Here is a 20,945-nt window from a genome sequence, read left to right as displayed (position 1 = left end):
CGGGTGCTGTGGCCGGCAGGACGCAACCAACCGGCGGCCCGGCAGCCTCCTGACCGACAGACCGACACAGTCCGACCGTCGTGAGGAAGTGCCATGAACTCTCCTGCCACCGTCCTGCCGACCCCCGACCTGGACGCGGGCGCCGACTTCCTGCTCCCGCTGCCCGACCCGGCTCAGCGCCTGGACCTGGCCCCGCCGGCCCGCACGTGCCTGACCTCCCGTGACCGGCACCGCCTCAGCCTGAACGCCACGCTCACCACCGCCGGGATCCCGCCCCACCCCGACGACATGGAGGCCATCGACGCGCTCAGCGCCCTCGACGACACCGTCGCGCTCGCCGTCCAGAGGTGGCTCGCGTCCCGCCCTGCCGCTCTGCTCGGGTGACGTGAGGCACCGGCGCCCTGTCCCCGCCGCGGACGCCTTACAGCGGCTGGTCCATCCGGACCTGCATCGGCCGCAGCCCGACGGCCTCGTAGAACGGCCGTGCCGCGGCGTTGAACTCCCATACGCTCGCGACGAGGCGCCGGCATCCGGCTCGGCGTCCCACTTCACGGGCGGCTTCCACCAGCGCCGCGCCGGCCCCGCTCCGAGCGCTGCCGGGGTCCACGGCCAGGTGCTCCATGGAAACCACCGCGGCGGGCAGGGTGATCACGGATGCCTCGCGTCGCTCGACGCGGCAGAACGTGTAGCCCACCACTTCGCCCTCGTCCGACTCGGCGACCAGGAGGGTAGCGGCCTCGTCCCTCAACCAGCCCCGGAAGCGCTCAGGCATCCCTGCCTCCATGCCTCCGACGGCTCGTCGACGAACAGGTCCGGCCGGTGCCGCGCGTGCAGCCGCCGAACCATGACGCTCAGACGGACCATGGCGTCGACGTCACCGGGGAAGCCTCACGGATCCTCGTCATCACTCCCCGGGTACGTCGCAACGCCCCCGCGCGGCAGAGCGGGGGCGTTGCGACGTCGACTTGTCAGCGCTTCAGGCTCGACTCGGCGACGCGGGCGGCGATGACGTTCACCTCGTTCTGGGGCAGTCCCGCCTCGCACACGATGGTCACCACGCGACCGTCGTCGAGCGTGGCCCGCCGCACCCCGACACCCAACGGCACGGACGGTTCCCGCCGCTGCTCCACTTCAAGTTCCTGCTCGGGCATGCGCGCTCCAACCCTCGACGAGAGGCCACGGTAAGCACAGCCGGGAACGCGGATCACGCCAGCCACACAGGCGCATCACACAAACGAGCCCCCACGTTCCACGCAGACGGAGCACCCCGCCCGCCGGTCGTCACGACGCCCGGCGCACACCTGCGAAGACGGTGGTGGCCGAGAGCACGAAAGCGTCGGGGCGTCGCAGGATGCTCTCCGGCGCCGCGTCGTCGAGCAGGACGTCGAGCGTCTTGCGGTCGTCGGCGTCCAGGGACTCGCTCATCACATCGCGCAGCCGGGTCAGTTGGTTGTGCAGAAACGTGCGGGCCGTCTCGCCCAGGGGCGCCGGCAGGTCGAGCAGGTACGTGAAGCTGCCGACGTCCGTGAGTCCTGCCCTGCCGAGCATCGCGGGCCAGTCCTCCACCGTGCTGGTGCTGCCTGGCAGCTCGGAGCGCATCCGCTCGAACCAGTACTCCTGCAGGGCGTCGAGCCGCGCCTGGAACCCCGGCTTGCCGATGCCGATGTCGCGGGGAAGGCAGCGCATGGGCAGTCCGCCCTCGGCGACCGCGAGCATGCCGCCGGGCCGCAGCACGCCGGCGAGCGCGTCCAGTACCCCCTGCTGATCACCGATGTGGTGCACGGCCTTGCTGCTCCAGATCAGATCGGCCTCGCCGAGTCCCCCGCCCCTCTGCCCGTCGGCACCTTCCAGGTCCCCCGGCAGCTCCGCGTGCCGGATCGTCACCCTGTCGCCGAGTCCGAGCCGCTCGGCGCGGGCCAGAGCGCGGTCGAGCAGTGCGGGCGCGCCGTCCACCGCGACGACTTCGGCGTCCGGGAAGGCCTCGGCGAGGGCGCAGGTCATCACGCCCGGGCCGCTGCCGATGTCGAGGATGCGGCGGACCTGCTTGTCCGGGCCGAGCAGTTCCGTGAGCCGGGTCGCCGTCCGCCTCAGGACCGGGAGGTGCAGATCGCCGTTGTTCTCGAGCGTGTCGGCCATGGCCTCCCAGTCGATGTCGGTGCTGTCGGAACCGTGGTCATGCCCGTGACCGTGCGCGTGGTCGTGTCCGTGGCTCTGCCCGGGATTGCTGTGAGTGCTCATGGCCAGGAGAGTGCACCCGTCGCCCACGAACGGCAATCCGTGTTGCCATTTCCGGGACAGCCGGGTGAAATGCCCGCATGGACGATGTGGGTAACGTTGATGACATTGATGACGTTGACGATGTGGACAAACCAGCGCCCTATCAAGCGGTACTCGACGAGGTCGCCCCGCGGTTGAGACGACTGCGCGACCGGCGTGGTCTCACTCTGGCGGCCCTCTCGGAGGTCACCGGCATCTCCAAGAGCACCCTTTCGCGCCTTGAGTCCGGACACCGCCGCCCCAGCCTCGAGCTGCTGCTGCCGCTGGCCGGTGCGTACGGCGTGCCACTGGACGAGCTGGTCGGCGCTCCCGAGGTGGGCGATCCCCGGGTCCGGCTGACGCCCCGCCCGATGCCGAGCGGCGGCACGTTCGTCCCCCTGACCCGGTCGCCCGGCCCGCTCCAGGCGTACAAGATGGTCATCGCCGACCGGGGCTGCGAGCCGGATCTCCGTACGCACGAGGGCTACGAGTGGCTGTATGTGCTGGACGGCCGACTGCGGCTCGTGCTCGCCGAGCACGATCTGGTCCTCGGCCCGGGCGAGGCCGCCGAGTTCGACACCCGGGTCCCGCACTGGTTCAGCAGCGCGGACGGCCGGCCCGTCGAACTCCTCAGCCTCTTCGGGAGGCAGGGGGAACGCATGCACGTCCGCGCCAGGCCTCACGGGTGAGCCGCCTCCCCCGGAAGAGCCCGGTGCCCGGCACGGCTAAGGTTCCGATGTGTCGTCGTACAGCATTGGCCAGGCCGCGCGCCTGCTCGGGGTGAGTGGGGAGACCGTGCGTCGGTGGGCCGACAGCGGGCGGCTGACGATGGGGCGGGACGGTACGGGGAACCGCGTCATCGACGGTGTCGGTCTCGCACGGTTCGCCAAAAGCCGGGCCGCGGAAGCCGATCGGGGCGCGGCCGGAGCTGCGCGCACGTCGGTGCGCAACTCGTTCACGGGGATCGTGACGGCGCTCAAGGCCGACGACGTCGTGGCGCAGGTGGAGATCCAGGCCGGCCCGCACCGGATGGTGTCCATGGTGACGCGGGAGGCCGTCGAGGAGTTAGGCCTCGCCGTCGGGGTCACCGTCACCGCGCGCGTGAAGTCGACGAGCGTGCACGTCGACCGTTCGTAGCCGGCTCCTCGCGGCTCAGCAGCGCGGCCCAGAGGTCCGCGCGGTCGTAGAGCCGGGAGAGGTCGCGGCCGGTGAAGTGCTCGATGCGCTGGATGCGGTAGTGGACGGTGTTGACGTGCAGGTGGAGCGCCTCAGCGGTGCGCGCCCATGAGCCGTCGCAGGCGAGGAAGGTCTCCAGCGTCTGGAGCAGAGCGGTCGCGGACGCGTTGGTCTCGTCGAGCAGGGGGCCGAGGACGGTGCGGCTGAACGCGGCGCGCACCTCGGCGGGTACGCCCGTGAGTAGCGTTTCGAGGCCGGTGAGCGAGGCCGCGTCGGTCAGGTGTGAGGCGCCGGGCGCGGTCGTACGGGCCGAGGTCAGGGCGTAACGGGCCTCGGACAGCGCCCCGTTCAGGTTCCGGGGCGCGGCGGCCGGGGAGGCGATGCCCGCGTGCAGCGGGTCGGACGGCTCGCAGGCCGCGAGCAACGGCCATACGTCGGCGAGTGCTTCGCTCACGGCGTCCGTCCCGGCGATGACGGCGAACGCGGTGCCGTCGGGGAGTTGGCCCACGGCGGCGCCGGTGTGCGGAACGTGTGCGGCCGCCTCGGTCAGCGCGCCCTGCGCCGAGTCCTCACGTCCTGCGCCGACTTCGGCGACGACCACGTGGTACGGGCCCTCGTCGGGGAGCCCGCAGCCGCGCAGCGCGGCTTCGAGGACGGCCTTGTCGGTGTCGGGCGCGGTGAGCAGCGTGCCGAGTTCGCGCACCGCGCGGTCCTCGTCGGCCCGGCGGCGGGCCCGGATTTCCTGGCACCGTCCCAGGATCTCCGCAATTTCGTGCAGCATGCGCGGCGGGGCGTCGTCGGGGTCGGGGACGTGCAGATGCCAGCGTTCGTAGGGCGAGACCGCGTCGGTGTCGGCCTGTACGGGCAGGGTGACCGATGCCCGGCCGAACGCCGGACGGGCCCCGGTACCGGAGCTGTTGTGGCCGCTCCTCTGCGCGGGGAACGCGCCCGTCGCGATCAGGGCGGCGGCGTCACGCGTCGCGAGATCGGCCGAGGCGGTGGTGGCGGCCACGGTGCGTCCGGTCGGCGTGAGGACGTAGGCGACCGGCCGGTCGAGGTGGGCGAACGCGGCGTCGACGAGCGCGGCCGGGTCCGCCTCCTGCGCCAGGAGCCGGCTGAGCGTGGCACGTACGTTCTCGGGCAGGGCGTGGTGGCGGCTGAGCTCGGCCCACTGCTGGAGGTACACCGTGTCCGTGATGGCGCGGAACATGATGTGCGCCGGGACCGCCGCGACCGGGAGCCCGTGGCGGCGGCACGCTTCGACGAGGTCGTCCGGGACGACGCCGTGCGTCTCCTCCCCCGCGAGGAGCACGGCAGCGCCCGCCGTGCGCAGCGCGGAGACGAACCGGTCCGCCTTGGCCCGCCCGCTCCGCTGGGTCCACCACACCAGGCCGCTGAGCACCACCTCGGCCGGCCGCACGAAACGGGCCGGGTCCTCGAGGTCGGTGACGGTCACGCCGCTGATCTCCTGCCGCAGCTGCGGTTCATCGGCCCAGAGCAGGCGCAGGCCGAGTGACTCGTCCCTCAGGAGATGTTCGATGTGCATGTGCTCTGACTCCCTGTGTACCCGGGGACGCAGGAAAGCGGTACCCCGCTTCTCACATTCGCCAGGCGAGTGCGAGTCATCGCATCGTAAATGCAAGAGCGTGTGAGCGATATGGGTCTTGGTTGAACATCCAAGGACCCGACCCTCAGAGGTGGAGATTCCGTGCTGCGAACCAGCCGTCCGGGCAGCGGTGCGTGGACGCACGTCCGCTCCCGTCAGCGCCATCAGAAAGCGGGGCCCCCGCGTCCGTTCGTAAAGAAACGACCCTCAAACGACCCCGGGCATGTAGTGAAAACCGGCCGCTAGATCGTCACCGTAGAGACAGGTCCTCCTCTGAGGTGCAGCGACGCACTCAGGAGCGGGACCGTCCGACTGTTTCCGGCAGCGGTCACACCCCGTGGCCCATCGAACGTGCCGGCCCGACCACGGGAGCGAAGTGAGGCGATACGTGATCCAGGTGCGCGCCGTCGACGCGAAGGTCCGCGCCGAGCGCACAGGCACGCCCCCGCCCGCTCCCACCCGGTCCCTCCTGTCCTGGAGGCCCTCCGGATGAGGTGTCGGCGGCGGACGCCCGCGATCCGCCAGACATCGGCGAGCGCGCAATTCACCTCCTGACCGGAGGGTCCCCGCAGGGCTTCGCCGCTTCGCGCGGCGGGCCGGACCGCGATCGACCGTGCGCGAACAGCACGTCTTCCTGTTCCTCGTTTTCGTATGTCCACCAGATGGCCGGCCCGGTCACGTGCCCGTCGGGGCGGAACCGGGTTCCAAGCGGCCTGCGTGTAAGGAAGGGTTACAGATGGACGGCTACTTCATGACGGAGCGTCACGAAATACTGCGGGCCGAGGTCCGCGCCTTCGCCGAGGCGAAGGTCGCTCCCCGGACAGCGGACATGGAGGCATCACGGGCCGTCGAGCACGATCTGTCCCGGCTCATCGCCAAGGAGGGCTGGCTCGGTGTCACCATCGACCAGGGCTACGGCGGCATGGGCATGGGCCATCTGGCGAAGACGATCATCATCGAGGAACTGTCGCGCGTCAGCGGCGCGATGGGCGCCATGGTGCAGGCCTCGCAGCTGGGCGTCGCCAAGATCATCCACTTCGGCAGTGAACGGCAGAAACTGAAATGGCTGCCGGCTGTCGCGGCCGGCGACTGCCTTCCGACCATCGCGGTGACCGAGCCCCAGTCCGGCGGACATGTACTCGGCATGGAGTCGACGGCGCGGCGCGAGGGCGACGAGTACATCCTCAACGGGCGCAAGGTCTTCGTCGGTAACAGCCACGTCGGCGACCTGCACGGTGTGGTGGTGCGCACCGGCGAGGGCTCCACCGGACTGTCCGCGTTCCTCGTCGAGTCCGACCGCCCCGGATTCTCGCTGGCCCCGCACCGGCCCGCGATGGGCCTGCACGGATTCAGCTTCGGCGAGATCCGTTACGACGAGTGCCGCGTCCCCGCCGAGAACCTTCTTGGCCACGAGGGCCAGGGCCTCGACGTGGCGTACTCCTCCAGCGTGCTCTACGGCCGGCCGAACCTGACCGCCGTGTCGCTCGGCATCCATCAGGCGCTCCTGGAGGAGACGACCCGCTACACCTCCGAGCAGCTGCGCTACGGCAAGCCGCTCAGCGCGCTGCCCACGATCCGCCAGAAGCTGGGCGAGATGCAGTCACGCCTGATGACCGCCCGCCTGGCCGCCTATCACGCCGTGCATCTGCTGGACTCGGGCATCGCCTGCGACGCGGAGCTGATGAACGCCAAGTACCTCAACGTGGAGTCCGCCATCGACTCGGCGCGGGCGGCGATGGAGATCCACGCCGCGTGCGGCCTGTTCCCCGACCGGCCCGTCGAGCGGTTCGCCCGGGACGCCTCGCACATCTACGCCCCCGCTGGGACGTCCGAGATCCAGCTCTACCGGCTGGCCGAGGTCGCGCTCGGCACGTCCCTGAGCAACTGGTCGAGCCGGCTCGCCGCTCCGCGCGTTCCCGAAGCGGCGGCCGTGTAGCGACGTCAGAGGCGGGGCTGCCCGGCACGCTCGTAGATGCGCACCATCGCCTGGTCGCGGAACCTCTTGATCAGGTCGAGGGAGCCGCGCGCCGTAGCCAGGGCGCGGGGCTCGGTGCCCACCGCGCAGACGGTGCCGAGCGCGATGCCGGTCTCCTCGTCGATGAGCGGCGCCCCGAGGTACACGCGGATGCCCAGTTCGTCGACCACCGGGTTGCCGGCGAACCGCGGCGCCGCGTACACGTCGGGCAGGACGAGCGGGATGCGACGGCTGATGACCTCGGGGCAGTAGCCGTGGTCGCGGGCCATCACACGACCGACCTCGGGCCCGCTCATCGCGTCCTGCGGGCCAAGGGTGTTGGGCAGGCCCTGCGGCGTGTGCAGTCCGGCGAAGAACTGCTGGTCGGTGATGAGGTTGACCATCGCGTACGGGGTTCCCGCCGCCTCGGCGAGTTCCGAGGCGAGAGCGTCGAGGTCGGCGGCCGCCTCGCCCAGGCCGAGCTGGGCGAGGCGTCCGACGCGCGCGTCGAGTTCGGTGTCGGGGGCTGCGATGTGCAGCCCCGTCTCTGCGTCAAAGGGCACGGTGAGGGTTCCCGTCGAAGGAGGAGGGCGACGAAGGTGAAGGGGCGGGAGCGGGCGGCGCGAGTGCGGGCTCGGACTCCGGCGCGGAGCGCAGGGACAGCGTGAGCGCGTACTCGACTAGCTTGATCAGGACCTGCTGGGTGGAGAACGGGGCGCGCGCGTCGAACATGATGACGGGGACGTCGGGGTTCAGCTCGATCGCGGACTGCACCTCCTCCGCCGTGTAGCGGTGGGCGGTGTCGAACTCGTTGACGGCCACGACGAAGGGCACGCCGCGGTCCTCGAAGAACTCGACTGCGCTGAAGCAGTCGTCGAGACGGCGGGTGTCTGCGAGGACGACCGCCCCGATGGAACCGAGGGCAAGGTCGTCCCACATGAACCAGAAGCGGTCCTGACCGGGCGTGCCGAACAGCAGGAGCTGCAACTGCTGGCGCCACAGGGTGATGCGGCCGAAGTCCATGCTCACGGTCGTGGTGGTCTTGTTCTCGACGCCGACCAGGCTGTCGGTGGCCGCGCTGGCCGTCGTGAGGATCTCCTCCGTGGTCAGCGGTTCGATCTCGCTGACCGTGGCGACCATGGTCGTCTTGCCCACGCCGAACCCGCCGGCGATGAGTATCTTCAGCGCGGTCAGGGGGATGTCGTCAGAGGCTTCGAAGGCCTTCAAGTGCCGCCTCCAGGAGGAGTGGGTCGCTTCCGTCCGCCTCTCGCGGGGGAAGCGCGGGAACGAGTACGTGGGAGTCGAGCAGATCGGACAGAAGGATCTTGGTGACCTGTACGGGGACGCCCAGCCGGCCGGCGATCTCGGCGACCGACCGCGGTTCCCGACCGCACAGTTCGAGCACCTGGGCGCTCTCGGGGCCGAGCCGGTCCACGGTCGAGGGGGCGAGGCCGGGGGCGGCCCGCACCCGGGACACGAGTCCCAGGGCGCGGGCCGGGCGGGTCCGGCCACCGGTCAGTGCGTAGAGCCGCAGCTGAGCGGTGTCCTCGGCCAGCCAGGGCTCGTCGGTGAAGTCCGGCACCGTTAGTCGACCAGAGCGCCGGTGGGCCCCGGTGCGGTGCGCGCGGGTGTGCCGAGGTGACCCCTGACGCTCTTCACGAGCATCGCGATCTCGTAGCCGACCACTCCGACGTCCGCGCCCTTGTCGGTCAGCACACCGAGTACGCCGTTGACGCCGGCGCGGGAGACGAACAGATAGCCACCCTCGCCCTGCACGATGACCTGCTCGACCCCGCCGAACGCGCGCTGGATGGTCCCGAGTCCGCCGCCGAGCGAGCACATGCCGGTGGTGATCGCGCTCAGCCGGTCCGCGTCGTCGTAGCCGAGACCGTGGCTGTGGCGCATCACGCCGTCGCTGGAGGCCAGGACCGCGCCCGTCACGGCGGGCACCCTGGCGGCGAGGTCGGCGAGCAGCCAGTCCAGGTCCTGGTCGAATGATGGCTGGGTCATCGGTACTCCTGGGAGTCATAGCGCTGAGTGGGTGCCACCGGAGATGCGGGGGTGGCCCCGTCGTCCTGCTCGGCCCGCTCCAGCCCCGCCGTGAAGCGGGCGAGCAGGCCTGCGTCGATCGACTCGCCGTCGCCGTGGTCGGCGGCCGGCCCCTGCTCGCGCAGTCGGGGGGAGAGGTGTGAGCGGCGTTCCTTGTTCCGCTGCGCCAGGACCGGGCGCCCTGTGGGGTCCTCGGCCGGAGCGGCGGGGGCGGCGGGCGCGGGGGGCACCTGCCGCTGGGGAAGGGGCGGCTGCGTGGTCACGGCCGTGGCCTCCCGGGGTGCTTGGAGCCGTGCGGGGTCCACGGCTGCGGGCAACGGCTGCGCCCGGCGGCTCGCGACCGGGGCGGGCCCGCGGGGCGGCTCCGGCTCGGCGGGGGCCTGCGCCGGCGCGGCCTTCTGCGCCGCCGCCTTCTGCCCGGCGCGGGACTCGCTGAGCACCGAGTGCGAAAGGACCAGGACCGCCTGGACGCCTCCGTAGAGGTTCTCCTGGAGCTGTACGGCGAGCCCGCGCCGCCTGGCTATCTTCGCGACGACGAACAGGCCGGTGCGGCCGTCCTGCAACTGCTGGTCGACGTCGAAGAGCTCGGGCTGGGCGAGGAGGCGGTTCATCTCGTCCCGCACCTCGGCGGGCATGCCGAGGCCGCGGTCCTCGATCTCCACGACCATGCCGGACGCGGCCATCTGGGCGCGGATCATCACCTGCGTGTGCGGCGGCGAGAACTTGGTGGCGTTCTCTGCCAGTTCGGCGATGAGGTGGATGATCTCGACGGCGGAGTGGCCGAGGACCTCGTAACCGGACGGCGGCGGCAGCACGCGGACGCGCGGGTAGTGCTCGATCTCCGCGACGGCCTGGCGCAGCACCGTGGCGAGCGGGACCGGGGAGCTGAAGTGGCGGGGCACGGCGCCGCCGAGGACCGCGAGACTCTCCACCGCGCGGTGCACGCGGGTGACGAGGTGGTCGATGGTGTAGAGCCGGTCGAGGTGCTCGGGGTCCTCGACGACCCGCTCGGCGTCGTCGAGCTGCTTCAGCGCTCGCGTCACGAGGAGCTGCAGCCGCCGGGCGATGTTGACGAAGGCGTCCACCTGCTGGCGCGTGCCCGCGTGGATCACGGCGGTCTGCGCCGTGTGCTGGAAGTGCCGCAGGTGCTGCTCCAGCGCGCCGAACGCGTGCGTCGCCGCCGTCTCGGGGACGGGCGCGGGGGCGTCGGGGCGGTCGCCGCCGCGCAGTTGCTCCGCGGTCCGCGCGACGCTCTGGTGCCCTTCGGCGGCGAGCGACGTCAGATGCTTGATCCACTCGCCGACCGCCGCGTCGTTCTCGGCACGCTGCCGGGTGAGCGTGTCGGCGGTGCTGTGCGCGGCCCGCCGTGCGACGGCGAGGACCGCCGCGCAGCACACTCCGGCCGAGACCCCCGCGCCCCACACCAGCGGTCCGGAGGCGCCCGCCGCGGAGACGGCGAACGCTCCGCCCGCGAGGACGGCCACCGTTCCGGCGGGGGCCATGCCGAGCATCGTGGTGCGCCGGCGCAGACCACGCTCGGTCCTCAGGTCGGCCGGAGCGGCCTTGCCGGCTCTCCGGCCGCTGCGGTGGGCGCCGGATGCGGTGGCGTCCGACGAGTAGTGAGACATAGGCGTCCTCAAGACGAGCGGGGGGCGGCGCCGGCGCGCCGACGTCCTTGTACGTGTCGGCCGCGCCCGCGGTCGTCCGAACCTCCTTGCGAAGGAGGCTCGTTGTGACTCGCGTGCATCTTGTCCAGGGTGACTGTCGCGTGGCAAAACGGCCTCCGCGACGAACATCAACTCTGTCGGTCCGGCCCGGGCGGAGCTACGGGAAACCGGGGTCGTTCCAGGGTCGTTTCTCCTCGTCAGGTGTGGGACCGGCGCCCGAACGGCACCCCTACCGCCGGGTAGCCGGGTAAGCCGCCGCTCCCCCGGCCGCGGACACACCCCTCAACGACCCTCAAACGACCCTGCGCGCCCCGGCGGCCAGACCGGACCCGATCACGGGCCCGGTCCCCGACCCCGCCGGGACCCTCACTCGCCGAACTCGCCCGCGAAGCGCAGCACTCGTTCGAGCTCCTCGACGGAGACGAGGCGGCTGCGCGGGCGCAGCATCCCGGCGATGCCGTACGCACCCAGCTCGCGGCAGCGCCGCACCAACCAGCCCCAGTCGAGGTCGAGATGGCGGGCGAGCGACCGCAGCCGCTCCTCCGAGCTGTCGCCCTTGGTGACGCTCTGGCTGCGGGCGTGGTCGACGACCTGGGCGTAGGAGCTGACATCGGCCAGGCTGTCGGTGGTGTCGACGTGCCAAATACCCTCGGCGCCCAGCCAGTTCGCGGAGATGACGCGGCGTCCGGGGACCAGTACAAAGCCGTCGATGCGCTTGTACTCCGGCTGGGCGCACACCCAGATCGTCTGCCCGTCGCGTTCCATCATGGCCACGGCCAGCCACAGCAGGATGCGCTCGTAGCGCTGGCTCGCGCCGGCGTCCGCCTCGGGGATGCAGAACACCCGCTCGGGGGCGGCTGCGCCGTCCGCGAGGCGCTCCTGAAGAGCGTGGCGGAACTGCGTCCAGGACGCGAAGAACAGCCACACCGCGGCTTCCTCCCCCGTCCGCACCGGGGTCCAGAAGACCGGCGGCGAGCTGCCCTCGTCCAGGCGCCGGATGATGTGCTCGGCACAGAAGTACATGCCGAGCCAGGCGCTGCCGACGTTGGTGAGCTCCGGCACGGCCGACCGCGCGACCGCCGAACGCCGCTGCGCCCACAGGGGTTCCAGGGTCTGCTGCTCGGCGTGCAGCACATGGTCGTTGGCCAGCAGGCTGTCGTCGAGATTCAGCATCGCCCACAGCAGCCCGTACGTGAGGTCGTCGATCTTGTACGGGGTCGAGATCGGCATCGTCTCGGCGGTGGCCGCTAATTGACGGCGGGCGTGGGCGGCGTCCAACGCGTACAGGCCGTCGTCGCCGAGTGTGCCGAGGAGCAGCGCTCGGCGCGTGGCCCGCGTGAAGGCCCGTACGTGGGCGTGGTGATGGGCTCCGATGACCACACGGCCGTCCTGCTCGGCGGCCTCGTAGAGCTGGACGGCGACGGACGTGCCGTCGAAGAATCGCTGGCCGTCCAGGTGCCACACGCCCTCCATGCCGGAGGCCCGGCCCATGGGGTCCAGATAGGACGTGTCGAACATGGCGTTCAGGAGCCGCGCCGCGTCCCGCGCGGCATTGGGCGCGATCTGCGGCAGTACGACGCCGCGCTCCACCGCGGGCCGCAGCAGCGTCTCGACGTCGACACCGAGCATGAACTCAAGGACGGCACCGGCGTCACTGCGGGGCATCTGGTCCCCGGAGAGCCAGCGCTTCCAGGTGGCCTGGGAGGCGGTCACCGTCGCCAGGTCGGGCCGGTTCAGTTTCGCGGCTGCGAGCTGGGCGGACCGGGTGAACTCTTCTTCGAACGTAGCGAAGTGGCCGCAGCCCCGCTCCGTCAGCAGGGCCCGCAACAGCGTCCGGGGGCGCATCGATTAACTGTCTCCACGTCTAAGAGTCGCGAGCCCCCCGTGGCTCGCCGATTGTCCGGCCAGAGTCGGTCAGCCCCTGATCACGGATCCGGGTGAGGACACGTCCGAGCCGACAGGGCCCGGACCGCAGAGATCAACTTCTTCATGCCGAGCATTATGCATACGGACCGTCAAACCATGGGCAGTGGTTCGGGAATTGGCGTACCCATCGCCCGCCGACGCGATGGCTGAAATGTCGTCTGCCCGGTCAGCCGCGCCTGATCCAGTTCCATCTCCGGAAGACCATGATCACGGGCCCGAACAGCATGGCGAGCATCCACAGGCCGACGCTGGCCGGCGAGTAGACGTAGTACTGCCACGAGGCCGGAAGCGCCGACGGTGCCAAAAAAAGCGCCGTCAGAACAACCCAGGTCACCGCCACCACGATGATCATTCGTGCAGCTGTCACTTCGCCCTCCCCCTCAGAGACCGCCCAGCATAATCGCAGGCCACAGGGCCTCTCGCCGCCGCCTACAGCAGCCGTTCCAGAAGCTGAAGCAACGCTTCCAGTGCCGCGCTCGGACGGCGTGCGGTGGCCGTGGCGACGTGCGGGTCGAACCGCAGCGGTGCGTCCACCAGGCTCAGTACGCGCGCTCCCGCCTCGTCGGGCGGTGCCGCGAACTCGGGCAAACGCGATGCCGGACGAAGGCGGAGGCCGCGCCGATGTCGGTCACTTCGAGAGCGACGCGGCGCTCGATGCCGGTGGTGGCGAAGGCCCGGTCGACCAGATCACGATTGCCGCAGCCGACGGGGAAGTCGATGAACTGCTCGTCGGCGAGATCGGCCGGACGGCTCCCCTGCCGCTGGACGGTGGCCGGCCGGGACGACGAGCACCATCGGCACCGAGGCGACCTGCCGCGGGGTCAGCCCCGCGGGACGCCTCCCGGGGACGCCGGGCGGGGAGCGGATCGCGAGGTCACGACGCCCGGCGAGCAGGCTCCGCGCGAGTCCCGCCGACCCGCTCGGCGACACCCGCAGACGCAGCCCGACGTCCGGACGCTCGGCGTGAAAGGACTCGAGCAGGCTGGGCAGATCCAGCGGCCGGACCGCCGTGAGGCATCCGATGTGCAGGGTGCCGCGCGCGACTGCCCGGCTGGCCCGTGGGGCGTCGAGCGCACCGCGGGCGACGTCGAGGGTGGCCGGCGCCTCGGGGAGCAGCGCCGCGCCCGCGCCCGTCAGCGCGACCCGTTGCGGGGACCGGTCGAACAGCGCCGCCCCCACCTCGCGCTCCAGGCCTCCTGGGCATGGGCCTGCCCGCGATCCTGCTCAGCGTGATCATCCGGCATTCGAGCGTCGAGACGACGATGACGAGGTTCGCCGTCGCCCTGTCCGTCGGCGCGGTCGCGGCGGTACGCGTCGCGATGCGCCTGACGGACCAGAGGCTCGGCGCGACACGCAGGGGGTGTCACCACGCGGCCCCTGGCAGGGGTGAACCTCAGGGACGCTCGGTCACCGCGAACGCGAACGGACCGTCCGCGCCGAAGGCCAGGGTGTTGAAGCGGTCGCCCATGCGCCGGTGGGTGGCGGCGTTCGGGTGGAGCTGGTCGGGCAGCGGCAGCTCGGCGAAGTCCGCCTCGCCGTACAGGTCGCGGCCGTCGAGGTAGTACAGGTTCGGGTCGTCCGCAATCCGCTGCTTCACGACGCGCGCAAGCTCGTCCCGGATGACGTTGAGCGTGAGCTTCCCCGCTGCTCGCTCCGCCGGGTCGCCAACGGCCATGAACTGCAGCCTGCCCGCGCTGAGGTTGCTGAAGTCCGGGGCGCTGGGGCCCGGAGTGTCCTCGTGGATGGCGCAGTAGATCGGCGACACGACCAGCAGCGGCACGGTCGGGTGTCCCTCACGGATCGTGTCGAGGAAACCGTGCACCGCCGGGGTGAAGGAGCGCAGGCGCATCAGGTCGGCATTGACAATGTTGATGCCGATCTTGACGCTGATCAAGTCCGCGGGGGCGTCCCGCAGGGCACGCGCGGTGAACGGGTCGAGCAGGGCACTGCCCCCCAGACCGAGGTTCATCAACTCCACGCCCCCGAGGGAGGCGGCCAGCGCCGGCCACGTCGTGCTGGGGCTTGCGGCGTCCGAGCCGTGGCTGATCGAACTGCCGTGATGCAGCCACACCTTGCGCCCGCTGTCCGGCATGCGCTCGACCGGGGCATCGGCACGCAGGGCGATCAGCTCGGTGATCTCGTCGTACGGCAGCCAGATCTCGACGTCCTTCATGCGGTCGGGCAGCCCGGTGAACCGCACGGTGCCGATGGGTCCGGGCTGGGTCTCCCTGGTGCCTGTGGTCATGTCCACCGTCTGTACCTTGCCGCCGGTGACGCCGGCCTGCGCGGCCAGGCGGCCGTCGACCAGCAGGTCGTACACGCCGTCCGGACGGGGCGGAGCGCCCTTGTAGGCCATCTTGGTCCGGAGCGCGTCCAGCTCGATGACGGTGGCCCGGGTGCGGAACACCAGCCGTACGCCGGAGGGTTGGGCCTCGGCCATGGCCAGTTGTCCGTCGGAGCACTGCGCGCGGGCCCGCTCGGGCAGCCGGTGCGGGAGCACGCCGTGCTCGGAGCGCTCCAACTCGTAAGCGCCACGCACGAGGTCCGCGGTGACGGGAGTCGTGGTCCAGTTGTCGTTCATGTGCATTGCCTCAACCTGTTGATCAATATGCCTGTGGGGCTGTTCGGGCGCGCCGATACGGGTCGACGCAGGGCCGCGGTCAGCGTGCGGGCCAGTTCCGCAGCGTGGCGTCGAGGGAGTCGAGGATCCGCGACCAGCTTTCCTGCGAGTCGGGTGCGCTGTGGCTGAAGCCTCCCTGCATCTCCAGGCTGACGTAGCCGTGGAAGACGCTGCCCAGGAGTCGGACCGCGTGGGTCTGGTCCGGCTCCGTGAGGTCGTAGCCGCGCAGGATCGCCCGCATCATCTGTGCGTGCCGGACGCCGGCGCTGGCGGCCGCCGTCTCCGGGTCGAGCCGCAGCTGGGCTGCCGCGTAGCGACCGGGGTGTTCCCGGGCGTAGTCGCGGTAGACGTTCGCGAAGGCGGCGAGGGCGTCCTTGCCCGCGCGCCCGGCGAGCGCCGCGGCGCCCCGGTCGGCGAGCTCCTCCAGGGCGAGCAGCGCAATCCCCGTCTTGAGTTCCTGGGAGTTCTTCAGGTGCGAGTACAGGCTCGCGACCTTGACGTCGAACTGCCTTGCGAGCGCAGAGACGGTCACCTTGTCGAACCCGACCTCGTCGGCCAGCTCGGCGCCGGCTCGGATCAGGCGTTCCCTGGTCAGCCCTACACGCACCATAACCTTCACCCCAATCAACGAAATCGATTATGCAGTTACCTAAGACCTTTAGGCAAATTCGCATCTAACTTAGGTAACGCGCGCGAGGAAGCGTGCAGCCCGCACGGCGGATCGTCACAGCGGCGCGTCGCCCGGCCGATCGGGGGGCGGGAGTGGTGGCATGGGCCACGTCATTACCGGTCGCGCCCTTGGGTAGGCGGCCGGATGATCGTCTGGGTGGGCCCGCTCATCCAGGCAGGACCGAGAACAGCGACACCTGGGAGGTAGCAATGTCCTCGAAGCGACGGCGCAAGAAGAAGGCTCGCCGCAAGCACGCCGCGAACCACGGCAAGCGCCCCCAGTCCTGAGGGAACTCGCCGGACGGGTCAGGGGCGGCGCCGGACGGCGCCGCCCCTGACCCGTTTCGCTCACACCCCTCCGGCATTCGTGTCACCCGCGCGAGCGCTGACCGGGATCGCCTCGACGGCGCCCTAGGATCCGCTGCGTGGCACACACCTTCGACGAACTCGTCGAGAGACAGCAGGCCGCGAACGCGGCACACCACGAGGTCCTGCGACTCCGGGACGGCTACGGACCACCGGGGCTCGAGCCGTTGAGCGAGTCGCAGACCCAGACGTACGAGACGGCCTGGCGCGCGTGGCGGGACCTGGCCCGCGACGTCCAGCAGGCCGTCACCGAGTACGCCAAGGACGAGGGCCTCGCCAGGCACGACGTAGAGGCGGACGTGAAGGCGAAGGCGGGCGGCGGCGCCGGATAGCGCGGTCAGGTGGCGAAGACCTGCGAGTCGTCGGCGAACGCCTTGAACTCCAGGGCGTTGCCCGCCGGATCCAGCAGGAACATCGTCCACTGCTCGCCGGGCTCGCCCGCGAAGCGTACGTACGGCTCGATGACGAACTTCGTGTCCGCGGCGCGGAGCCGGTCCGCGAGCTCCTGGAACACGGGGATCGTGAGGATCAGGCCGAAGTGCGGCACGGGCACGTCGTGTCCGTCGACGGGGTTGCGGATGTGCTCGGCACGGGTGGGGGCGAGGTGGGTGACGAACTGGTGGCCGTGGAGATTCCAGTCCACCCATGTGCCGGCGCTGCGGCCCTGCTCGAGGCCGAGCACCTCACCGTAGAAGTGCCGGGCGGCGGGCAGATCGTCCACGGGCATGGCCAGGTGGAACCGCGGGATCGGCGAGTCGAGTTCGGTCATGGGGGCCGGTCTCCTTTCGGGAGACTGCTCGGGAGACAGTTGGGGAGACTGCGCGGTGACGGAGCGTCAGCAACGCTTGCCGCTCAGGACGCTGTGGGCCTACCCGTCCGCGGCGTCGAGATCACACCGTCGAAGCCGTCACCCGTACGGCTTCTGGATCCTGACGTGTTCTCGCCGCCCACCGCGCCACCGGCCCCAGCCCGTACGACGCCGCCAGGACCAGGCCGCCGAGCAGCAGCCAGCCCGGCGCGCCCATCCCGAGCAGCAGCGCGGTGAGCAGCAGCGGGCCGAGCGTGCGGGCGACCGTGACGCCCGTACCGAAGAAGCCCTGGTACTCGCCGATGCGCCCGGCCGGGGCCAGGTCGAAGCCGAGCTGCCAGGATCCGGCCGACTGGAGCATCTCGGCGGCGACCAGGAGCACCGATCCTCCGACCAGGGCGGCGACCGCGGCCCAGACCGGGCCGGTGGCCGAGGCCGCGAAGATTCCGCAGGCCAGGAGCATGAGCACGCCTGACCGGCGGATGGCGCGGGTCGCCGTGGGGAGGCCGGAGACCGAGCGGGCCGTGCGGACCTGGAAGAGCATCACGGCGCCGGTGTTGAGGATGAAGAGCGCGGAGACGAGCCACGTGGGGGCGTCGGTGCGCTCGTTGATCCACAGCGGGAGCCCGAGGCTGAGCAGCGGCATCCGCAGGAGAAGAACGGTGTTGAGGAGGGTCACGGCGGCGTAGGGCCGGTCGCGCAGGACTTCGAGTTTCGCTCCGCGGACGGCCGGCGCCGGCGCGACGGCCGGGAGCCGCAGCAGGACGAGCGCGCAGAGGACGAAACTGGCGGCGTCGATCGCGAACACCGTCAGATACGCCGACTTCGTCCCGGCGGACAGTGCGAGGCCACCGAGCGCCGCGCCCACCGCGAGACCTGCGTTGAGCGTCGACTGCAGGTGGGCGAGCGCACCCGTGCGGTCCTCCTTGGCCACCAGACCGGCGAGCAGCGCTTGGCGCGCGGCCGCGAGTCCCGACTGCGCGCTCGCGTAGAGGCAGGCGGCCACGAGGAAGGGAAGGAAATCGCGTACGACCAGGAAGGAGGCGACCGCGACGCCGGTCGCGAGGGCGAGCAGGACCGCCGTTCCACGCGGGCCGCGGCGGTCCGCGATCCGGCCGAGCGGCACCCCGACGACTGACCCGATCGCCCAGGCGACAGTGAGGCCGAGGCCGATCCTGGCGGGCGCGAGGCCGACGACGTGAGTGAAGTAGAGCGCCGAGGTGACGTAGTACGCGCCGTCGCCCAGCGAGTTGCTCAACTGGGCCAGGGCGAGGGTGCGTTGAGGGCCGGCGGGCGGCAACAGGTTCGGCATGGCAATGACGGTACGCGCGCATCGGCCCATCCATGTGGGGCAATTCTTGGCTCTGCGCCTGGGCCATTCAACGGGCGTGCTGCCTGGCCGGAAACCGGCGTAGACTCGAACACATGTCCGAACTGCCGCCCGACCTGCCAAGGCTCCGCACGCTGGAGACGTGGCTCGTGCTGTCTCTGGACAGGGTGCGCCGCAAGATCGCGGAGGCGGAGCGGCAGGAAGCCGAGAGACAGCGCGGCGAACGGGACCGGCCACTGGCCCCCGACTGGCTGATCGAGATGGGGCTCGGCGGGCGCGCACCTGTGTACGTGCACGTCGGCGGCTGCCACATGGCGGGCAAACGGTCGCGAGGCGTCACGGACGACCAAGCGCGCCGCGCGCTGTGGGAGCAGGTGCCGGCCTGTCCGCACTGCAACCCCGACGGGGTGCTCGGAGTGCTGGACTGAACCCCGTGGCGGGAGCCGTCGGAGCGCTGGTTCCGAGGTCGCCTCCGGATGACCCGCCGCCCACGACGCGAGCATGTGCGGCCCGTGTGGGTGGGCGTGCACCGGCCGATCGGACGGACAGCCTCGGAACCACTCGGCCGACCGGGATCACTCGGTCGCATGTCAGACCTGCGTAACGGGCCGCCCCGCTTCGAGGGACAAGTCCGGTGCGGGCACAGGTCGTTGAGCCCAGCGGACGGCGAAGGGGGCCGCCAGGCCGGTTACGGCGAACAGGGCCCCTACGACGTACCAGCCGGGCCGGCCCCAGGTGATGCAGAGCGCGATCAGCAGGCTGGGGCCGAGCGCATCGGCCAGGCCCGCACCCAGGCCGAACACACCGAGGTACTGGCCCGTGGCGTGTTCGGGGGCGAGGGCGAAGGAGACCTCGAACCCAGCGGCGGAGTGCCACAGTTCGCCGACCGTGTGGACCACGACCGCGACCAGGAGCAGTGCCGCGGCGACCCATGCCGGAACCCCCGCGGACAGCGAGATCAGCGAGCAGGAGATGAGGAAGACCACGCCCGCCCGCCGGTACGCCCCGCCACCCGCGGCCGGGGAGTTGACGGTGCGGCCGGCCCGCACCTGAAGGGCGATCACGATGACGGTGTTGACGAGCATCGTGCCCGAGATGAGCCAGTGGGGTGCGCTGGTGGCGACGACCAGCCACAGCGGGATGGCCACGGTGAGCACCTTGAACTGGATGGCCATGATGCCGTCCAGCGCCGCGAGGAGGAGGTAGGGCCGGTCCCGCAGTGCGATCCACCGGGGGCCGGCGGAGGTGGGCTCCGGAGCGACCGGCGGCAGGAAGAGCAGGATGGCGGCGGAGGCACCGAAGGCGATCGCGTTGCCGATGACCAGGAGCTGGTACGCGGTGTGGGTGCCCACCTGAAGGGCCCAGCCCGCCAGCAGCGCGCCGAGTGAGATGCCGATGTTGGTGACGGCCCGGAGGTAGGCGCGGTACTCCTGCGGCCGGTCCCCGCCGAAGTGCCTGATGAGCGGGCTGCGTGCGGCCCGCCCCGCCGCTTGCGCCCCGGTCGCGGCGCAGACGGCCAGGACGAACGGCCAGAAGCTGTCCACCAGGGCGAACCCCGCTGTCGCCAGCGCCTGTACGACGATGGTCGCCGCGTAGACGCCGCGCGCGCCGCGCCTGTCCGCGAGGTGGCCGGCGGCTATGCCCGTGACGAGCGAGGCGAATCCGGCGACACCGAGTCCGAGCCCCACCTGCGTCGCAGGGAGGCGGACGTCCTGGGTGAAGTACAGGACTCCGGCGGTCAGGTAGAGGCCACTGCCGACGGTGTTGACGAAGTTCGATGCGGCGATGACGCGTTGAGGTCCCGCTTCGGGCATCAGCTGGGGCATGACGGGCATGTCGTGGCTCCGCGTCCTGGGGCAGGCGGTAAGGACCGGGCCAGCTTGTTGCACATTACTCGCAAGAGCAAGAGGGTTGCGTAACGCCTCCGGCGGACAACCATGGCGAGGGCCCGCGCGCACAAGGCGAGCCCCGCCCGGCCGGGGGGGGTGGGCCGAGCGGGGCTCTGTCTCTATCTTCCAGCAAAAATGCCTGGCCAGCGGATGCACGCGCCCGGCATTCGAATGACCCTGTACTTATGGACGTCGTGCCGATAGTCGTGCACCGCCCCTCGCGCACGGGTGGGCGCAGGGTGACGGCGCACGGTCAGATACTTGGCCTCGCGCACTCCGACATGGAAGTCGTCGAATTCCTGCGTCGGGCCGGGCTGCCGGACGCGGAGGCGCTGCTCGACGATCCGGCCTGGGTGAAGTGGCGCGGCGGTCGGGCCCACCACTACGAGGCGGCGTAGGCAGGCCCGCCGAGGGGCCCTGGCTTCCGCGGACTCCGGCCCGGTTCAGCGGGACGAAGAAGACATCGCCACGGACGATCTCCTTCGCCGGGACGCCGGCGTGCACGGTGCCGTTCATGGAGAAGTCGGCGGGCACCACCTCGATGCCGTGCTCCGAGGCCCGGTCGACGCCGCCCCGCTCCCCCGCCACGTCGTTGAAGAAGCAGCCGGTGAACGGGGCGCCCGGGCAGA

The 20,945-nt window shown here is 71.1% G+C and carries 24 protein-coding genes and 1 pseudogene; 7 read left to right on the top strand and 18 right to left on the bottom strand.

What is annotated here, in order from left to right; all coding sequences use genetic code 11:
- Positions 1 to 93: 93 nt before the first annotated feature.
- Positions 94 to 384, top strand: coding sequence for a hypothetical protein (locus OG698_RS42785; RefSeq protein ID WP_399980193.1), 291 nt, complete (start codon positions 94 to 96; stop codon positions 382 to 384).
- Positions 385 to 421: 37 nt separating this feature from the next.
- Here the strand turns inward: OG698_RS42785 and OG698_RS42780 are convergent, their stop codons facing one another.
- The 3 genes from OG698_RS42780 to OG698_RS42770 form a co-directional block, all read right to left on the bottom strand.
- Positions 422 to 772 carry a GNAT family N-acetyltransferase gene (locus OG698_RS42780; RefSeq protein WP_406109548.1) on the bottom strand — a complete coding sequence of 117 codons (351 nt, stop codon included), beginning with the start codon at positions 770 to 772 and terminating at the stop codon, positions 422 to 424.
- 196 nt (positions 773 to 968) lie between these two features.
- Complete coding sequence (locus tag OG698_RS42775) at positions 969 to 1,151, bottom strand: hypothetical protein (protein WP_399980191.1); 183 nt, start codon at positions 1,149 to 1,151, stop codon at positions 969 to 971.
- A gap of 130 nt (positions 1,152 to 1,281) precedes the next feature.
- Positions 1,282 to 2,238: a class I SAM-dependent methyltransferase gene (locus OG698_RS42770; protein ID WP_406109547.1), complete on the bottom strand. Its 957-nt coding sequence runs from the start codon at positions 2,236 to 2,238 to the stop codon at positions 1,282 to 1,284.
- A gap of 122 nt (positions 2,239 to 2,360) precedes the next feature.
- On the opposite strand from OG698_RS42770, the gene OG698_RS42765 reads away from it, so the two are divergent.
- Entirely contained in the window at positions 2,361 to 2,945 is a 585-nt protein-coding gene (locus OG698_RS42765) for a helix-turn-helix domain-containing protein (RefSeq protein WP_406109546.1), read from the top strand.
- A 49-nt stretch (positions 2,946 to 2,994) separates the two neighbouring features.
- Positions 2,995 to 3,393, top strand: a complete 399-nt coding sequence (locus OG698_RS42760) for a molybdopterin-binding protein (protein WP_399980185.1) — start codon at positions 2,995 to 2,997, stop codon at positions 3,391 to 3,393.
- Here the strand turns inward: OG698_RS42760 and OG698_RS42755 are convergent.
- Complete coding sequence (locus OG698_RS42755; RefSeq protein WP_406109545.1) at positions 3,347 to 4,978, bottom strand: helix-turn-helix domain-containing protein; 1,632 nt, start codon at positions 4,976 to 4,978, stop codon at positions 3,347 to 3,349. The two genes, OG698_RS42760 and OG698_RS42755, sit on opposite strands and share 47 nt — an antisense overlap.
- A 796-nt stretch (positions 4,979 to 5,774) precedes the next feature.
- Here OG698_RS42755 and OG698_RS42750 point away from each other — a divergent pair.
- The gene (locus OG698_RS42750; RefSeq protein ID WP_406109544.1) at positions 5,775 to 6,974 is read left to right on the top strand and encodes an acyl-CoA dehydrogenase family protein; all 1,200 of its coding nucleotides are present in this window, start codon (positions 5,775 to 5,777) and stop codon (positions 6,972 to 6,974) included.
- A 5-nt stretch (positions 6,975 to 6,979) separates the two neighbouring features.
- Here OG698_RS42750 and OG698_RS42745 read toward each other — a convergent pair whose 3' ends face one another.
- The 11 genes and pseudogenes from OG698_RS42745 to OG698_RS42695 form a co-directional block, all read right to left on the bottom strand.
- Positions 6,980 to 7,555 (bottom strand): GAF domain-containing protein, encoded by a 576-nt coding sequence (locus tag OG698_RS42745; protein WP_406109543.1) that lies wholly within the window; start codon positions 7,553 to 7,555, stop codon positions 6,980 to 6,982.
- Positions 7,545 to 8,219: a GTP-binding protein gene (locus tag OG698_RS42740; RefSeq protein WP_406109542.1), complete on the bottom strand. Its 675-nt coding sequence runs from the start codon at positions 8,217 to 8,219 to the stop codon at positions 7,545 to 7,547. Before OG698_RS42740 ends, OG698_RS42745 begins: the two co-directional genes overlap by 11 nt.
- Positions 8,197 to 8,574 carry a DUF742 domain-containing protein gene (locus tag OG698_RS42735; RefSeq protein WP_116500782.1) on the bottom strand — a complete coding sequence of 126 codons (378 nt, stop codon included), beginning with the start codon at positions 8,572 to 8,574 and terminating at the stop codon, positions 8,197 to 8,199. Before OG698_RS42735 ends, OG698_RS42740 begins: the two co-directional genes overlap by 23 nt.
- A 2-nt stretch (positions 8,575 to 8,576) precedes the next feature.
- The gene (locus tag OG698_RS42730; protein ID WP_399980169.1) at positions 8,577 to 9,002 is read right to left on the bottom strand and encodes a roadblock/LC7 domain-containing protein; all 426 of its coding nucleotides are present in this window, start codon (positions 9,000 to 9,002) and stop codon (positions 8,577 to 8,579) included.
- Positions 8,999 to 10,669 carry a sensor histidine kinase gene (locus OG698_RS42725; RefSeq protein WP_406109541.1) on the bottom strand — a complete coding sequence of 557 codons (1,671 nt, stop codon included), beginning with the start codon at positions 10,667 to 10,669 and terminating at the stop codon, positions 8,999 to 9,001. The genes OG698_RS42730 and OG698_RS42725 overlap by 4 nt, the downstream gene beginning before the upstream one ends.
- A gap of 405 nt (positions 10,670 to 11,074) precedes the next feature.
- Complete coding sequence (locus tag OG698_RS42720; protein ID WP_406109540.1) at positions 11,075 to 12,553, bottom strand: hypothetical protein; 1,479 nt, start codon at positions 12,551 to 12,553, stop codon at positions 11,075 to 11,077.
- Positions 12,554 to 12,800: 247 nt separating this feature from the next.
- The gene (locus tag OG698_RS42715; protein WP_406109539.1) at positions 12,801 to 13,001 is read right to left on the bottom strand and encodes a hypothetical protein; all 201 of its coding nucleotides are present in this window, start codon (positions 12,999 to 13,001) and stop codon (positions 12,801 to 12,803) included.
- A 62-nt stretch (positions 13,002 to 13,063) separates the two neighbouring features.
- Complete coding sequence (locus tag OG698_RS42710) at positions 13,064 to 13,222, bottom strand: hypothetical protein (RefSeq protein WP_406111776.1); 159 nt, start codon at positions 13,220 to 13,222, stop codon at positions 13,064 to 13,066.
- Positions 13,174 to 13,813 (bottom strand): annotated as a pseudogene (locus OG698_RS42705) (LysR substrate-binding domain-containing protein). Before OG698_RS42705 ends, OG698_RS42710 begins: the two are co-directional and overlap by 49 nt.
- A gap of 214 nt (positions 13,814 to 14,027) precedes the next feature.
- On the bottom strand, positions 14,028 to 15,221 hold the full coding sequence (locus OG698_RS42700; protein WP_406109538.1) for a GDSL-type esterase/lipase family protein: 1,194 nt from the start codon (positions 15,219 to 15,221) through the stop codon (positions 14,028 to 14,030).
- A 73-nt stretch (positions 15,222 to 15,294) separates the two neighbouring features.
- Entirely contained in the window at positions 15,295 to 15,864 is a 570-nt protein-coding gene (locus tag OG698_RS42695) for a TetR/AcrR family transcriptional regulator (RefSeq protein ID WP_406109537.1), read from the bottom strand.
- A 484-nt stretch (positions 15,865 to 16,348) separates the two neighbouring features.
- Here OG698_RS42695 and OG698_RS42690 point away from each other — a divergent pair, with 484 nt between their 5' ends.
- Positions 16,349 to 16,621, top strand: coding sequence for a hypothetical protein (locus tag OG698_RS42690; RefSeq protein ID WP_383085023.1), 273 nt, complete (start codon positions 16,349 to 16,351; stop codon positions 16,619 to 16,621).
- A 5-nt stretch (positions 16,622 to 16,626) separates the two neighbouring features.
- Here the strand turns inward: OG698_RS42690 and OG698_RS42685 are convergent, their stop codons facing one another.
- Together OG698_RS42685 and OG698_RS42680 are read right to left on the bottom strand one after the other, a co-directional pair.
- A complete protein-coding gene (locus OG698_RS42685) occupies positions 16,627 to 17,058 on the bottom strand; it encodes a VOC family protein (RefSeq protein WP_406109536.1) in 432 nt (143 codons plus the stop codon).
- Between the two features lie 121 nt (positions 17,059 to 17,179).
- The gene (locus tag OG698_RS42680) at positions 17,180 to 18,409 is read right to left on the bottom strand and encodes an MFS transporter (protein ID WP_406109535.1); all 1,230 of its coding nucleotides are present in this window, start codon (positions 18,407 to 18,409) and stop codon (positions 17,180 to 17,182) included.
- Positions 18,410 to 18,522: 113 nt separating this feature from the next.
- Here OG698_RS42680 and OG698_RS42675 point away from each other — a divergent pair, with 113 nt between their 5' ends.
- Positions 18,523 to 18,855: a DUF6233 domain-containing protein gene (locus OG698_RS42675; RefSeq protein ID WP_406109534.1), complete on the top strand. Its 333-nt coding sequence runs from the start codon at positions 18,523 to 18,525 to the stop codon at positions 18,853 to 18,855.
- Between the two features lie 162 nt (positions 18,856 to 19,017).
- Here the strand turns inward: OG698_RS42675 and OG698_RS42670 are convergent, their stop codons facing one another.
- Entirely contained in the window at positions 19,018 to 20,262 is a 1,245-nt protein-coding gene (locus OG698_RS42670; RefSeq protein WP_406109533.1) for an MFS transporter, read from the bottom strand.
- A gap of 239 nt (positions 20,263 to 20,501) precedes the next feature.
- Between OG698_RS42670 and OG698_RS42665 the strand changes: the two genes are divergently transcribed.
- Positions 20,502 to 20,714 carry a hypothetical protein gene (locus tag OG698_RS42665; RefSeq protein ID WP_406109532.1) on the top strand — a complete coding sequence of 71 codons (213 nt, stop codon included), beginning with the start codon at positions 20,502 to 20,504 and terminating at the stop codon, positions 20,712 to 20,714.
- Positions 20,715 to 20,945: the final 231 nt, after the last annotated feature.

The sequence above is a fragment of the Streptomyces sp. NBC_01003 genome (assembly GCF_045162695.1).
Lineage (GTDB): Bacteria > Actinomycetota > Actinomycetes > Streptomycetales > Streptomycetaceae > Streptomyces.
Note: the sequence above shows the minus strand (reverse complement) of the source record. Positions and strands in the feature narration are given on the sequence as shown.

Excerpts from the sequence above, each read along its gene's own strand:
- OG698_RS42785 (WP_399980193.1), top strand. The coding sequence starts at position 94 with ATGAACTCTCCTGCCACCGTCCTGCCGACCCCCGACCTGGACGCGGGC.
- OG698_RS42780 (WP_406109548.1), bottom strand. The coding sequence starts at position 772 with ATGCCTGAGCGCTTCCGGGGCTGGTTGAGGGACGAGGCCGCTACCCTC.
- OG698_RS42775 (WP_399980191.1), bottom strand. The coding sequence starts at position 1,151 with ATGCCCGAGCAGGAACTTGAAGTGGAGCAGCGGCGGGAACCGTCCGTG.
- OG698_RS42770 (WP_406109547.1), bottom strand. The coding sequence starts at position 2,238 with ATGAGCACTCACAGCAATCCCGGGCAGAGCCACGGACACGACCACGCG.
- OG698_RS42755 (WP_406109545.1), bottom strand. The coding sequence starts at position 4,978 with ATGCACATCGAACATCTCCTGAGGGACGAGTCACTCGGCCTGCGCCTG.
- OG698_RS42750 (WP_406109544.1), top strand. The coding sequence starts at position 5,775 with ATGGACGGCTACTTCATGACGGAGCGTCACGAAATACTGCGGGCCGAG.
- OG698_RS42730 (WP_399980169.1), bottom strand. The coding sequence starts at position 9,002 with ATGACCCAGCCATCATTCGACCAGGACCTGGACTGGCTGCTCGCCGAC.
- OG698_RS42725 (WP_406109541.1), bottom strand. The coding sequence starts at position 10,669 with ATGTCTCACTACTCGTCGGACGCCACCGCATCCGGCGCCCACCGCAGC.
- OG698_RS42720 (WP_406109540.1), bottom strand. The coding sequence starts at position 12,553 with ATGCGCCCCCGGACGCTGTTGCGGGCCCTGCTGACGGAGCGGGGCTGC.
- OG698_RS42700 (WP_406109538.1), bottom strand. The coding sequence starts at position 15,221 with ATGCACATGAACGACAACTGGACCACGACTCCCGTCACCGCGGACCTC.
- OG698_RS42695 (WP_406109537.1), bottom strand. The coding sequence starts at position 15,864 with ATGGTGCGTGTAGGGCTGACCAGGGAACGCCTGATCCGAGCCGGCGCC.
- OG698_RS42685 (WP_406109536.1), bottom strand. The coding sequence starts at position 17,058 with ATGACCGAACTCGACTCGCCGATCCCGCGGTTCCACCTGGCCATGCCC.
- OG698_RS42680 (WP_406109535.1), bottom strand. The coding sequence starts at position 18,409 with ATGCCGAACCTGTTGCCGCCCGCCGGCCCTCAACGCACCCTCGCCCTG.
- OG698_RS42675 (WP_406109534.1), top strand. The coding sequence starts at position 18,523 with ATGTCCGAACTGCCGCCCGACCTGCCAAGGCTCCGCACGCTGGAGACG.
- OG698_RS42670 (WP_406109533.1), bottom strand. The coding sequence starts at position 20,262 with ATGCCCGTCATGCCCCAGCTGATGCCCGAAGCGGGACCTCAACGCGTC.
- OG698_RS42665 (WP_406109532.1), top strand. The coding sequence starts at position 20,502 with ATGGACGTCGTGCCGATAGTCGTGCACCGCCCCTCGCGCACGGGTGGG.